Consider the following 13,823-nt stretch of genomic DNA (forward strand, 5'->3'; position numbering starts at 1 on the left):
AGCCTCCTAACGCTTTGCGCTTTCAGGAGTCTCACCTGTCCCGCTGATCCCCCAGGAGTCTCGCACCTTGCGCTCCAATCAACAAGTCAATGAAGAGAAAGTACAAAAAAATTAAATTCAACAATCTTTTAAATAAGAGATTAGAAAAAATAATAGAGTCAGTAAAGAGAAGAAATCAGGAGGTTCAGCCTGTTTGTCAGCTTTTTTGTTATCTAAAGAAACAACACCATATGCTCTTCATCTATAAAATGACCATCTACTTTAAGTGCTTTTTCTTCGTAACCATATGTCTTAAAGCCTAATGAGGTATATAAGTTCTTTGCTTTTTCATTATTAGCTGCTACAGTTAAGTTTAATTTTTCAATAACAGGAATGCTTTTTGCGTGTTCGATGACAGCTTTCATAAGAGCCTTTCCTACTCCAGCTTTACGGTTCTCGGTACTCACATACATGGCGTAGATATTGCCGCGATGCTGCATCTTTAAGCCCTTCTCTTGAACGAGGGTAACGTTGCCGACGAGCTTTTCTTCATGAAACATTCCAAACGTATAGCTGCCTTCTTCTTGCAATCTTTCTGCTACTTGTTTGATGGGTTCTTTTCTTTGTAAAGCTTCTTCATAGCTGGAAGAAAAAGCTTCGGGGCTTAGTTTTAACGCTTCAAGTCGAAGCTCCCAGTATGGCTTTGCATCTTCGGGTTTTAAAAGTCGAACTTCCATGTTCCATCCCCCAATATGGTTTTAGAAAATAGTGTACCACAAAATGGAAAGTGTATGAAAGAAGTTATTGAAAATGAGCAAATGCCTCCGGGCGTTTGCTCATTTTTGAGAATTTATGATAATTGTTTGGGGTCAGACCCCCACTGCTTTAGCACTTCACGGGCGACATTGCGGCCGCTGATGATTACCATCGGAGAGCCGCCGCCAGGATGTGTTGTACCTCCTGCAAAATACAAGTTGAGGATATCTTTTGAACGGTTAGAAGGGCGTAGGAACGTGTTCTTTCTTTCATTGGCTGATATACCGTATAAAGCTCCCCGATACGCTCCGAACTTCCGCTGAATATTATGCGGCGTGATCATTCTTTCTTGAACGATAAAGGGTCTTAACTTCAGACCGAACGATTCTAAACGATCATAAACAAGGTTTTTGTAGCGTTCATATTCAACTTGATCCTCTAGTTGTTCTTTTTGTATAGGTGGTGCGTTAACCAAAATAAACAGATTGTCCCCGTCGGGTGAAACAGATGGATCTGTTATAGAGGAATTCGATATATAAATCGTTGGATCATCTGGATATATGCCATTAAACAAAGTCTCAAATTCTTTTCTGTAGTCTTTTGAAAAATACACTTGATGATGAAGCGAGTTTTCCAGTCTTTTGTTTAGGCCAGCTAATAGTACAAAGGCTGAGATGGATGGAGAGTAACTCTCTACTTTTTTATTCCTCATAGACGGGCGAAATGGTTCCTCTACGAGCTTGGGATACGCTTCTAATAAATCACCGTTCATCACAACCGCATCGACCTCGAAATCATCACCATTCGAAAGTTTGATTGCTTTCGCGTAATGGTTCTTCACGTAAATTCTTTCAACCTTAACACTTGAATAAAGACGTACACCGAGCTTCTCTGCTAACTGCGCCATGCATTCAGCGATTTTTACATTGCCTCCCTTAACATAATACACACCTTGGATCATCTCTAAATAGGCGATTAATGCAAAAGTGGCAGGTGCTTGAAAAGGAGACGATCCAATATAGGTCGCATAACGGTTAAAGGTTTGGAGAAGAAGCGGATGCTTAAAAAACTTCTTGTGAAAGCTGTCCATATTTTGCAGGGGCCGTACTTTCATAAAAGCGCGAAAAAGAGAAGGAGACAGATAGTCTTTCATACTTGTAAAGGTCCTTGGGAAAAATTCTTTTTCAGCTAGATGATACAAACGTGTTACTTCATCAAGGTATTCAGGATATTTTTGTGCAGCATATGGGTCTAGTGTTTGCAGCTGACTCATCATTTTGTCCATTTCAGTCGACATATCAAAAACTTCTCCATTGCTGCTAATGTTCCGAGTGTGTGTTTTTAAAGGTATCCATTCAAAATAGTCTCTAGGATTCTCCCCAGCATCCCTAAATACTTGGTCAAAAACTTGAGGCATCGTAATCGTATTAGGTCCAAAGTCAAACGTATGTGTACCTAAAATAATTGGCATTAGCTTTCCGCCAAAATGCTCATTTTTTTCAAAAACATGAACTTCACAATCATTTGCAGCAAGTGAAATGGCTGCTGACAAACCACCTAGGCCGCCTCCGATAATTGCAACTTTCTTCACTGATAAAGACGCCCCTTCCATTCGTAGCCTTGTTTTTTGAGTCCGCGCCACATAGAGGCGTTCATAAGAACCACCAACCCTATTGCTGATAACGGCATGAGCAAGGAAAGAAGTGGTTTTTGTCCCGTTCGTAAGTCCACATATGCCTTTTGTATGACTGTGAACAGATAAGGTGTAACCCATAACAGCTGATGAGTTATGATGCCGTATATGAATAAAAATAATGGTGCGATGTAAAAGGTACTATAAAAAAGGGATAAAGAGATGACGAGTAAGATTGATCGACCTAACCCAGGAAAAAGGTTCTTTGTAAATCCGTTCCATACCTCTTTATTGCTTCGATACATATAACAAGAAACGTAACGTGTCACATTTGCTAGAACAACACGATAATCTGACTGTTTCATAGTCTTTGCTAAGTCTACATCATCTACGAGCGAACTTTTTATCGCAGCATGACCTCTTATTTCGTGATAGGCATCACTTTTAAACAACATAAAAGCACCATGTGCAGCTGTTGCTGGCGGCCATTTCGTTAAATTTGCAAGAAAAAGTGGCAGATGAAAAAGTATGATAAAATGCTGCAGTGGAACGATAAGTTTCTCGAAAAACAAGGAAACAGGAAACCTTGGAAAACCTGAAAGCAGACTTGCTCTCTTTTTCTTTAATAAAGACAATGCTCCTTGAATGGTATGGGGATGCAGCCGAACATCTGCATCTATAAACAGCAGGTAATCGCTCGTATGGGATTGACTAAGCTGGTGGCAAGCATGAACTTTTCCGGCCCATCCAGAGGGAAGAGGTTTACCTTGAATAACAGTAAAACGCTCGTCACCCTCAATATGCAGAAGGAGCTTCTTATATGTATCATCATCAGAATGGTCATCTAAGATCGAAAACGAAATATTACGATATGTTAGTCCTTTTAGTGTAGAAACAAGTTCGGCGACATTCTCCTCTTCATTACGCATCGGTACAAAAACAGCAACCCTCTCTGAATGTTCAGCCCCCGGTGAGGGCTTTTTTAGAGAGGGTAAAAAAAGACTATTTAAGATAGTTGCTGCTAAAAAGATTATGGAAAGGGAAGCAAAGAAAATGATCAAGAATATCACCTTTTTCCGAGACTGTATGCTGTGTCATTCTGAAGCTCTAATGGTTTGTTTTTAATTCGGTACAAACTCAATACGACTAGACTTATCATGGTTACACCAATCGATGCCAAGTAAAGTTTTGATGTGAACCCTAGCAAAATAAACATGCTCATTACCATGATGAAAACAGCTAGAGTACGAGAATGCCAGTATGGATGAGTGCTCGATTTTGTTTTCCTTGCAGCATACAAACCGATTACTAACAGAACATGAAACAAGCTAGCTAAAAGAAACCAGCCTACAAAGTTTTGAAAAGGTATTCCATAATAAGCGCCAGACCCATCCCAAAACCAGTATCCTTTTACTAGATAAGCAACAGGATCAATGATACCGTCCATCAAAACTGCTATTGAAGCGCCTGTTAGGATATAAAGTGGCAGCCGAATTGCTGCATGATCCTGAAATGGTTTTACAATACCAAGAGCGATGGCGTGAGAGACAGCTACGATCATTACCCACGCAAAGCCGATGGCTACAGGAACACTCAACCACTTAAATCCAAGCTTGTCGCTATAGTCGTAATGGCCGAAAATTAAACCTGTTTTCACACCGATACTTTCTGCAACAATGCTTCCAATCAAAACAAAAAACGTAAAAATAGCGCCGAAGTTACCGTAAGTCCGAAAAAAATACAGACCGCCCAATATGCCGCATATTATCAAAAATACGCTGTTCGCCCACTCCAAAGCCGGTGGGAGGATATCAAAGCCAAGAAGTATTAATCCTACGCTGTACCAAAAGATAAAGAACCTGAAGAGTACTTTATCTAATGTGCCATAATGTGCAGTTTGCAAAATTACCCGATCTCCTTTGAAACGGTTTTTAAGTCTTCTCCAATTAAATCAGCTGTTAGCTGACCCGATAGCGTTACCATTGGTACACCGCCGCCTGGGTGTGTAGAACCTCCAACAAAATATAAATTGGAAAATTGATTGCTTCGGCTCGGAATCTTAAATCCGCCGTTCATCTTTCGGTCTGTGCGAATTCCGTAGATGGAACCGCCGTTTGGTCCGTAGAGCTCTTTTAACGTGTCAGGTGTAAACGTATATTCCCACTCCACGTGCTTTCTTAGATCTGTTGCTCCCATTCTTTCAAGTTTGTTCAGCACGAGTTCACGGTAACTCTCGAGGTTGGTTTCCCATGTCTCTCCTTCTTTTAGAGGCGGAACATGTGTAAGGACGAACCAGTTATCTTTCCCTTCAGGAGCCTGGCTAGGGTCAGACTTTGAAGAAATGCCGACATAGATGGTAGGATCATCAGCTAATATGCCGGTGTTAAAGATATTATCGAATTCTCTTTCCTGACTTTGAGAGAAGAAGAAGTTATGATGTGCGAATTCATCGTACTTTTTATCAACACCAAGCAGCAATACAAGTCCAGAAACGGTAGGTTCGAACTTGCTAAGATCTTCTACTGCCTTTTTAGCATGTGGATGGTTGGAGAGTAGCGTTTTATAAGCTGGAATAGCTTCCAAGTTAGAAACGACAATATCAGCATAAAGCTCATCTCCGTTCTCAAGCTTCACGCCTTTAGCTGTCGAACCTTCCGTTAGAATGCCGGCCACTTTATGATTCGTACGAACATCAACGTTGAGATCATCTAGCACACTCAAAATAGATTCAGCAATTTTATACATGCCGCCCTCAACATAATAGATACCGAGACCTAATTGAACATGAATCAGCTGTGAGAGAACAGCTGGAGCCTGGTAAGGAGAGGAACCGATATACATGATGAAGAAATTAAATAGTTGTTGAAGATGTTTGTCTTTAATGAACTTCCTCGTTGCTTGATCCATCGATTTAACAGGATCCATTGCAAGAAGTTCTTTGAAACTATGAAGAGCACGCAGGTCGTTTAAGCCTGATAAGCTTTTCTTATAAAAGCTCTTCATGCTAAGTTCGTACATCTGGCTGCAATAGTCGAGATATTTGAAAAATGAGGCTGCATCTTGAGGGTTTACTTTGCCAATTTCTTTAAGCATCTGAGGCAGATCGCTCGTTACATCAATAACGGTGCCATCTTCAAAAAAAGTTCTCCATTGTGGTTCGATGCGCTGGATGTTTATGTAGTCGTGTATGTTCTTTCCAGCAGATTCGAAGAGCTGTTCAAGCACCCATGGCATCGTTAAGATCGAAGGCCCTGTATCAAACGTGTAGCCTTTACCAGATCGCTGATTAAGCTTACCGCCAATACGCTCATTTTTCTCGAGTATAGTTACCTCGTGTCCATCAGCCGCTAATCGAAGAGCTGCTGATAATCCTCCAAGTCCGCCGCCTACAACTAAAACTTTTTTCTTCATCAAATTCCTCCTCGGTATTGGTTATAAAAAGTTTCTAGAGTTTCTTAGCTGTTGCTGTACGCCTATTCATCTATATTGTATAGTTTATGTACAATGGTTGTAAAATTATTGGACACTTTTGAGAACATTCATCTGTAGAATTTTTATTATCATTCAGTTCTTGACTGAAGCTGATTATTCCTCTTTTTTCAAGAATTGTTTGAAAAAAGAATACAAAGCCAAAGATGTAAATAAAAGCTCTACAAAAGGAGATCGCCGAATTGTTTTCAACCCTTTTATACTTATCGATCATGTGGCTTTGTGGATGGTGCATGCTTATAAGTATCCGAGTTCTCACCTCAAATGGCCCAAGGCAATCTAAGTCTATCTCGGTTATTATTCCCGCCAGGAATGAGGAGGCAAACTTGAAAAAACTATTGCCTACTTTATTGAACCAGACGATTAAACTTCATGAGATTATCGTTGTTAATGATGATTCTCAAGATAGAACAGAAGAGGTTGCTAAAGAGGCGGGAGTGACGGTATTAAAGCCTGATTCTCTTCCGAGTGGATGGTTAGGTAAGCCGTGGGCTTGCTGGAACGGTGCAAACCATTCATCTGGAGACCTTTTGTTATTTTTAGATGCGGATCTTACTCTAGAAAAAGACGCAATTGAACGTTTATGCAGTGAATGGGAGTCAAGAGGTGGCATTATCAGTGTTCAGCCGTATCACCAAATGAATTCAGTTTCAGAAAGACTCTCTTCTCTCTTTAATATGATCGTGATGGCTGCCATGCAAAGTTTTACAATGTTTCGGAAAAAACCAGCTGGCGCGTTTGGACCCTGTCTTCTGATTGATCGGGGAAGTTACACGAAGATCGGAGGCCATGAAGGAATCAAACATCAAGTTCTTGAACATATGGAAATGGGAAGAGTTGCTCTGTCACAGCATGTTAAAGTTACTTGTTTTGCTGGGTATGATGCAGTTTATTTCCGAATGTACCCAGAAGGGCTAAAATCCTTGTTTAACGGATGGTGTAAAAGCTTTGCGCTAGGCTCTTCTAAAACGCCATTGATGTCACTCCTATTGTCTGTGGCTTGGATCACAGGAGGAATCAGTTTAACGCTTCAGCTGCCATTTTTAACTTTTCAAGATTTTAATGAAATGGTTATTTGGGGCGTTTTTTATATCCTTTATATGATACAGATTCACTATTTGATGCAGAAGGTTGGCACGTTTACTCTTATGTCAGCATTATGGCACCCTGTACACTTTTTATTCTTTTCGACTGTATACGTTTGGTCTTTTGTTTTAAGCGCCATTAAAAAAGAAGTAAAGTGGAAGGGAAGAGAAATTTCCGTTTCAGAAAAAGGAGATGTGTAGATGCTGATTGAACTTTCTCCGTTTTGGACGATTGTGAGTAATATTTTTGCTTGGCTGGTTCTTCATTTAAGTGTGGCCTATATCATACACAGAATTCCTTTTGCTTATTTTACAAAAGAACGGAAATGGGACGCGCCTTCCAAATGGGAAAGAAACGGACATTGGTATGAAACGCTGGGGATACGCAAATGGAAAACCATCCTGCCAGATGGTGGTGATTTTTATCGCGGAGGGTTTGCAAAGAAAACACTAGAGAAGGATTCTGTTGAGTATTTGGCTCGATTTTTAGCAGAGACCCGTCGTGCTGAATTGACTCACTGGTGTTCCATGCCTCCAGCCCTATTATTTTTTTTATGGAATCCTGTGTGGATCGGAAATATCATGATTGTTTATGCGCTTCTGTTCAATCTTCCTTTTATTTTTATCCAAAGATACAACAGGTTTAGATTGATTCGGGTTCTAACCTTGAAAAACAAAACACTTGAACGAAAAACGAGGAGAGGTGTTGGATAAGTTGGATCATTCGAAAGATCTTACAGAAAAGCGGAAAACAGAACATATTCATATTAGTCTAAATGAAGATGTTGAAGGTAAAAACATTACAACAGGTTTAGAGGAATATCGCTTTATTCCGAACGCATTGCCTGAGCTTTCTTTTGATGAGATTTCTCTTTCAGCTGCCTTTTTAGATAAAAAGCTGCGTACACCTTTCTTAATCAGTTCGATGACAGGCGGAACTGAAACTGCCTATAAGATCAATCGGAATTTAGCGATGGCTGCTCAAGAAAAAGGGTGGACGATCGGACTAGGTTCAATGAGAGCGGCAGTAGAGAACGAGGATCTTGGCTATACGTTTCAAATTCGTAAATGGGCGCCTGATGTACCCATTATCGCGAATATTGGCGCTGTTCAGCTCAATTATGACTTTGGAATCGCACAGTGTAAAAAAGCAGTAGAGATCGCTGAAGCTGATTTTCTTGTGTTGCACTTGAATACATTGCAGGAAGTTTTTCAGCCAGAAGGAGATACGAACTTCTCCAATCTGCTTTCTAAAATAGAAAAAATGGCGCAATCCTTACAAGTGCCTGTAGGTGTAAAGGAAGTTGGAATGGGAATCGATCAAGAAACGGCTTCGCGGCTTATATCAGCCGGGGTTCAGTTTATTGATGTTGCTGGTGCAGGGGGAACATCATGGATTCAAGTAGAGAGTTTCCGCTCAAAGAATTCAATCCGTAAAGAAGCGGCAAAAGCCTTCTTGGATTGGGGCATTCCGACTGCAGACAGTTTAGTGGCTGTTCGAAGGTTGAATAAGACGGTTCCCCTAGTTGCGAGCGGTGGATTAAAGCACGGTGTTGATGCGGCAAAATCTCTGGCATTAGGTGCAAATCTTGCTGGATTTGGCCGAATGCTCTTACCAGCTGCGGTAGAAAATGATGTTGAACCGCTTCTCGAACAAATGGAACGAATCGAGTTTGAGTTGAGAGCTGCCATGTTCGGAATTGGTGTTGGAAGTGTTGAAGAACTTGCTCAAACAAAACGTATTGTAAAGAAAACATAGAAAAGCGCTCCTGTTATCAGGAACGCTTTTTTCTATCTTATTTTAAATCATCCAATGTTTCTTCCATGTCATCGAATTGGTTTTGTACTTTTTTAGATGGATTTTTCGTCATTAAGCTTACGATAATAATTGCGATTAAACTTAAGAAGAATCCTGGAATCATTTCGTATACTTTTTCTTTTAAATCAGGGAACTGTACCCAAGTTAGTACAGTTACAGCACCAACGATGATTCCGGCCAATGCTCCCCACTTTGTCATCTTCTTCCAGAACAAGCTTAGAAGAACGAGTGGTCCGAATGCCGAACCGAAACCTGCCCATGCATATCCAACTAAACTCAGAATCGTATCACTAGGGTTTAGTGATAAAAGAACCGCAATAACGGCGACAATAAGGACGGCAATACGCCCTATTAAAACAAGCTGCTTTTGGGATGCGTCTTTTTTAATAAACTGTTTATAAAAGTCTTCTGTTACAGACGATGATGTTACTAACAGCTGCGATGAGATTGTACTCATGATTGCTGCCAATATCGCCGCTAGTAAGAAACCTGTGATGAGGGGGTGGAACAGTAAATTGGCGAACTGAATAAAGACCGTTTCAGGGTCAGCCAGTTCTCTTCCTTCTCTAGCAAACCAAGCTACACCAATCAATCCTGTTAGTGAAGCACCGATTAGAGAGATGATCATCCAGCTCATACCGATTCTTCTAGCTGTTTTAATATCTTTTACAGATGTAATCGCCATAAAACGAACGATGATATGCGGCTGGCCAAAATAACCTAATCCCCAAGCCAGTAATGAGATTAATCCAAGCGTTGTAAGTCCTTTAGTTGCTTGCAGAAGGGATGGATCAACACCCCGAATGGTATCTGTTATCGTTTTAGTATCCCCGATATCCGTAAAGGCAACAACGGGTACTAAAATTAAAGCGATAAACATGATACAGCCTTGAACGAAATCAGTCCAACTAACTGCCAAGAATCCCCCAAATAGTGTATAAGCTACAACTACCCCAACTGTAATCAGCATACCTGTTAGATAAGTTGTACCGAATGCACTTTCAAATAGTTTTCCGCCTGATACTAATCCTGCAGATGCATAAAGGGTAAAAAAGATAATGATAACAAGACCAGATACGATACGTAAAATTTTCTGCGTATCATTAAATCTGTTTTCAAGGTAGTCAGGAATCGTGATTGAATCATCGGCTACTTCGGTATACGTTCGAAGTCGTGGAGCTACTAGAATATAGTTTAAGTAGGCACCAATTGTTAAACCGACAGCGATCCAAATACTGCTGATTCCATCAGTAAACATCGCACCAGGAATACCCATCATCATCCAACCACTCATATCAGATGCACCGGCTGACAGTGCTGTAACAGCTGGACCCAGTCCTCTGCCACCTAACATGTAATCATTTAAATCAGATGTTTTTTTGTAAGCCCAGTAGCCGATGTACAGCATACCGGCCATGTAAATAACCAAAGAAATAATAACTCCTGTTTGCATGTAAAAATTTCTCTCCTTTTCTTTTTTCATGAAATGGGTCATGTTAGTTTGCTCAACGGATGACTTGTTTATGAAAAAGTTGGCAGGTCGAAAAAACTTGAGCTTTTTTATGCAAAAAAGAGCTTGCATGGAGTGAGAAAAAAACTTGAAGTCAAAAGCGCGGCGGAAAAAACGCATAAAATCTTTACTGGTTGTTTTGCTTATCCAGTATCAACAACAAGAAAAAAGCAAAGCCGAATTAAAAATTGAAAATAGCGGCATCCGTTTTGAGCAAAAAACGTGCCCACTCCTTTTCAGAACATGTTTATCACTATAACAAAAATGATGAAAAAACCCAAATGATTTGGGAAAGATGCTATTCTGACAGGGTTGAGCTACAATAGAAGCAAAGACTTTGAGCTAAGGAATGATATTGTTTTGAGTATTTTACTAGTTGAAAATTTATATAAAACTTATGGGGAAAAAACACTGTTCGATGATATTTCTTTTTCGATCAGCGATAAACAAAGAATCGGCTTGATTGGACCGAACGGAACCGGCAAGTCGTCATTATTAAAAGCTTTGGCAGAAATTGAGCCTGCTGAACGAGGTACGCTTTCACACGCCAATACATTTCAGATTGAGTATGTGGCACAGGAACCAGAACTAAATGAAGACCTTTCTGTATTGGACCAGATCTATTATGGGGATTCACTGATTATGAAAACGATGCGTGAATACGAGCAAGCTCTTCTTGATCTCGAATCAGACCCATCGAATGAAACGAAGCTTAAACGTTTGATGAATACCCAGCAAAAGATGGATGAAAATGAGGCATGGGAAGCCAATACAGTTGCAAAAACCGTATTGACGAAACTCGGCTTACGTGACTTTACACGGCAAGTGAAGCATTTAAGCGGTGGCCAAAAGAAACGGGTTGCCATTGCAAAAGCGTTAATTCAACCGGCAGATCTCCTTATTTTGGACGAACCGACAAACCATCTGGACAATGAAACGGTTGAATGGCTGGAAACCTTTTTAGGAAGCTATAAAGGAGCATTACTGATGGTTACCCATGACCGCTACTTCCTAAACCGCGTAACAAACCACATCTTTGAACTTGATAACGGGAAACTCTATGTCTATGAAGGCAACTACGAAACGTATTTAGAGAAAAAAGCTGAGCGTGAAGAAATTGCTCTGCAAAATGAAGATAAAAGGCAGAACACACTTCGCAGAGAGTTAGCTTGGCTGCGACGCGGTGCAAAAGCCCGTACGACAAAGCAAAAAGCTAGAATTCAGCGAGTGGAAAGTATGCAAGAAGAAACAGGACCAGCAGCAAAAGGATCAGTGGAATTTGCGATAGGTTCACAGCGGCTTGGGAAAAAAGTGATTGAAGTTGAAGCATTGAGTAAGAGCTTAGATGGAAAAGAGCTTGTAAGGGATCTGGATTATTTGATCGTCCCTGGTGAGCGTCTCGGGATTATTGGACCAAACGGGAGCGGGAAAACTACTTTATTAAATATGTTAGCAGGAAGAATGGCACCAGACGCAGGTTCAGTTGAAGTTGGTGAAACGGTTAAGATCGGCTATTATACGCAAGATCATGAAGAACTGGACGGCAATCTGCGTGTTGTCGATTATATAAAAGAAACCGCACAAGTGATCACAACTGTAGATGGACAGACGATTACAGCCGAACAGATGCTGGAACGATTCCTTTTTCCGCGCTATATGCAATATACGTACATTCGCAAACTTTCGGGTGGAGAGAAACGTAGATTGTATATGCTAAAAGTTCTGATGGAAGAACCAAATGTTCTATTTTTGGACGAGCCAACGAACGATTTGGATATTCAAACTTTGGGCATTCTTGAAGAATACCTAGAAAATTTCCCTGGAGTCGTGTTGACAGTTTCCCATGACCGGTACTTTTTAGACCGCGTCGTCGATCATCTGCTAGCTTTTGAAGGGACAGGGAAAGTTGTAAGATTCCAAAGAAGCTACTCGGATTATATGGAAGAGAAAAAAGAGCGTGACGAAGAGGCAGCGGCTGTGAAGAAACAAGCAGCAGTTGTAGAGGATGCGCCTGTAACTCCGCGAAAAGAAAAGAAGAAAAAGCTTTCGTATAAAGAGCAGCAGGATTGGGATACGATTGAAGACCGGATCATGACTTTGGAAGAGAAGAAAGAACAGATTGATGTGGCAATTGTTGCTGCAGGCAGTGATTTTGGCAAGATCAGCGAGCTTATGATTGAACAGAAAAAAGTGGAGAGCGAGCTTGAGGCCGCGATGGAGCGTTGGGAAGAGCTGTCTCTGTTGGTGGAAGAGTTGAATAGTTGATTGAGTGGGGGCACCTCTTGCGAAGAAGTTTTGCAGGGGGTGTTTTTTTGTGGCGGGGGTGGTTGTCGTAGTTTGTCGAAAAGCCTATAAATGATCTTGAAGGCTTATAAAAAGAAATTAAGGGACTATAAACTACTTTGAAGGCCTATAACTAGAAAATAAGGGCTTATAAATCTAATTTCAGGGCCTACAAAAATAATTATTACAAAAAAAGGATTCTCCACCGAAGTTCGCGAATGTTTGTAAAGTTGAATTTTTACTAGGATGTGATAAGTTGATAAAAAAAGCTAGAACAAAACCGTTAAAGCTACTAAAATATGAAGTTTTATTAGAACGAATTATCCCGAATCATACCCAAAAACCGATAATTGAGAGCAGCCATAGAAAATATTTAGCGGGTTATAAAGGAGAATTAACTTTAGACTATTTTCTAACAGATTTGGCTAGGGATGATTACCACATTTTCCACGATTTACGAATCCCCAGAAGTGAAAACAACCAACTTTATTTCCAACTAGATGCCCTCGTTATCCATTCGAAATTTTGTATCATCATTGAAGTTAAGAACTTAATAGGCAATTTGTATTTTGATCATCAATATGATCAAATCATACGTTCTAGAGAAGGGATAGATGAGACATTTCCTGACCCCGTAAATCAAGCTGAACTACAAAAGAATCATTTTTGTAACTGGCTGCTTAAACACAAGTTCCCCGTAATACCGTTACATACCCTTGTTGTAATCACAAATCCAAAATCTTATATTCGAATTTCGCCTAAGTACGGAAATAGGGCACAAAAAATTATCAGGGGAAGAACACTGGCTAATAAAATTAAAGAATTTAGAAGTATAGAAAGTGAAAATATCCTCCAAAAGAAAGATATTAAGAGGCTTTCTTCTATGCTGTTAAAAGAACATACACAGCATAATCCTGACATTCTAAAAATGTTCAATATTCATCACAATGATATATTAACAGGCGTTTTTTGCCCTAACTGTATACAGGGAGCAGTACTAATAAGAATAAAACGAAACTGGTTGTGTGCAAGCTGTTCCAAAACATATATGCATGCGCATAAAAAAGCAATCATAGATTATGCACTTTTGTTCAGTCCAACCGTCAAAAATAAAGATTTGCGCTCATTTCTACATATGGAATCACAAACATCAGTAAAAAAACTCCTCTATAGCATGAACCTTAAACCAACCGGCGCAAGAAAAGCCGCAACCTATACCATTCCTCTACCAGAATAGTAGACATAATAAAAACCCCCACCAAAGTGAGG

Annotated in this window: 11 protein-coding genes; 5 read left to right on the forward strand and 6 right to left on the reverse strand. The window is 40.2% G+C overall.

Going from position 1 to position 13,823, the window contains the following annotated elements; translation table 11 throughout:
* Nucleotides 1–212: 212 nt before the first annotated feature.
* The 5 genes from AWM68_RS14420 to AWM68_RS14440 form a co-directional block, all read right to left on the reverse strand.
* The gene (locus tag AWM68_RS14420) at nucleotides 213–716 is read right to left on the reverse strand and encodes a GNAT family N-acetyltransferase (protein ID WP_066243151.1); all 504 of its coding nucleotides are present in this window, start codon (nucleotides 714–716) and stop codon (nucleotides 213–215) included.
* 113 nt (nucleotides 717–829) lie between these two features.
* Entirely contained in the window at nucleotides 830–2,326 is a 1,497-nt protein-coding gene (locus AWM68_RS14425; RefSeq protein WP_066243152.1) for a phytoene desaturase family protein, read from the reverse strand.
* Nucleotides 2,323–3,438: a glycosyltransferase family 2 protein gene (locus AWM68_RS14430; protein WP_331710052.1), complete on the reverse strand. Its 1,116-nt coding sequence runs from the start codon at nucleotides 3,436–3,438 to the stop codon at nucleotides 2,323–2,325. The genes AWM68_RS14425 and AWM68_RS14430 overlap by 4 nt, the downstream gene beginning before the upstream one ends.
* Nucleotides 3,435–4,271, reverse strand: coding sequence for a carotenoid biosynthesis protein (locus AWM68_RS14435; RefSeq protein WP_066243153.1), 837 nt, complete (start codon nucleotides 4,269–4,271; stop codon nucleotides 3,435–3,437). Before AWM68_RS14435 ends, AWM68_RS14430 begins: the two co-directional genes overlap by 4 nt.
* A 2-nt stretch (nucleotides 4,272–4,273) precedes the next feature.
* The gene (locus AWM68_RS14440) at nucleotides 4,274–5,779 is read right to left on the reverse strand and encodes a phytoene desaturase family protein (RefSeq protein WP_066243157.1); all 1,506 of its coding nucleotides are present in this window, start codon (nucleotides 5,777–5,779) and stop codon (nucleotides 4,274–4,276) included.
* 311 nt (nucleotides 5,780–6,090) lie between these two features.
* On the opposite strand from AWM68_RS14440, the gene AWM68_RS14445 reads away from it, so the two are divergent.
* The 3 genes from AWM68_RS14445 to fni are packed head-to-tail and all read left to right on the forward strand — an operon-like array spanning nucleotide 6,091 to nucleotide 8,701.
* Nucleotides 6,091–7,143: a glycosyltransferase gene (locus AWM68_RS14445; protein WP_269446796.1), complete on the forward strand. Its 1,053-nt coding sequence runs from the start codon at nucleotides 6,091–6,093 to the stop codon at nucleotides 7,141–7,143.
* On the forward strand, nucleotides 7,144–7,656 hold the full coding sequence (locus tag AWM68_RS14450; RefSeq protein WP_066243162.1) for a hypothetical protein: 513 nt from the start codon (nucleotides 7,144–7,146) through the stop codon (nucleotides 7,654–7,656).
* Between the two features lies 1 nt (nucleotide 7,657).
* On the forward strand, nucleotides 7,658–8,701 hold the full coding sequence (fni, locus tag AWM68_RS14455; protein WP_156488419.1) for a type 2 isopentenyl-diphosphate Delta-isomerase: 1,044 nt from the start codon (nucleotides 7,658–7,660) through the stop codon (nucleotides 8,699–8,701).
* 37 nt (nucleotides 8,702–8,738) lie between these two features.
* Here fni and putP read toward each other — a convergent pair whose 3' ends face one another.
* Nucleotides 8,739–10,214 (reverse strand): sodium/proline symporter PutP, encoded by a 1,476-nt coding sequence (putP, locus tag AWM68_RS14460; protein ID WP_066243168.1) that lies wholly within the window; start codon nucleotides 10,212–10,214, stop codon nucleotides 8,739–8,741.
* A 417-nt stretch (nucleotides 10,215–10,631) separates the two neighbouring features.
* Between putP and AWM68_RS14465 the strand changes: the two genes are divergently transcribed.
* Together AWM68_RS14465 and AWM68_RS14470 are read left to right on the forward strand one after the other, a co-directional pair.
* Nucleotides 10,632–12,536, forward strand: a complete 1,905-nt coding sequence (locus tag AWM68_RS14465; RefSeq protein WP_066243170.1) for an ABC-F family ATP-binding cassette domain-containing protein — start codon at nucleotides 10,632–10,634, stop codon at nucleotides 12,534–12,536.
* 274 nt (nucleotides 12,537–12,810) lie between these two features.
* On the forward strand, nucleotides 12,811–13,791 hold the full coding sequence (locus AWM68_RS14470) for a nuclease-related domain-containing protein (RefSeq protein WP_066243173.1): 981 nt from the start codon (nucleotides 12,811–12,813) through the stop codon (nucleotides 13,789–13,791).
* Nucleotides 13,792–13,823 lie beyond the last annotated feature (32 nt).

The organism is Fictibacillus phosphorivorans (assembly GCF_001619875.1).
Lineage (GTDB): Bacteria > Bacillota > Bacilli > Bacillales > Fictibacillaceae > Fictibacillus > Fictibacillus phosphorivorans_B.

Coding starts and splice junctions, on each gene's coding strand:
- AWM68_RS14420 (WP_066243151.1), bottom strand. CDS start 716: ATGGAAGTTCGACTTTTAAAACCCGAAGATGCAAAGCCATACTGGGAG.
- AWM68_RS14440 (WP_066243157.1), bottom strand. CDS start 5,779: ATGAAGAAAAAAGTTTTAGTTGTAGGCGGCGGACTTGGAGGATTATCA.
- AWM68_RS14445 (WP_269446796.1), top strand. CDS start 6,091: ATGCTTATAAGTATCCGAGTTCTCACCTCAAATGGCCCAAGGCAATCT.
- AWM68_RS14450 (WP_066243162.1), top strand. CDS start 7,144: ATGCTGATTGAACTTTCTCCGTTTTGGACGATTGTGAGTAATATTTTT.
- putP (WP_066243168.1), bottom strand. CDS start 10,214: ATGCAAACAGGAGTTATTATTTCTTTGGTTATTTACATGGCCGGTATG.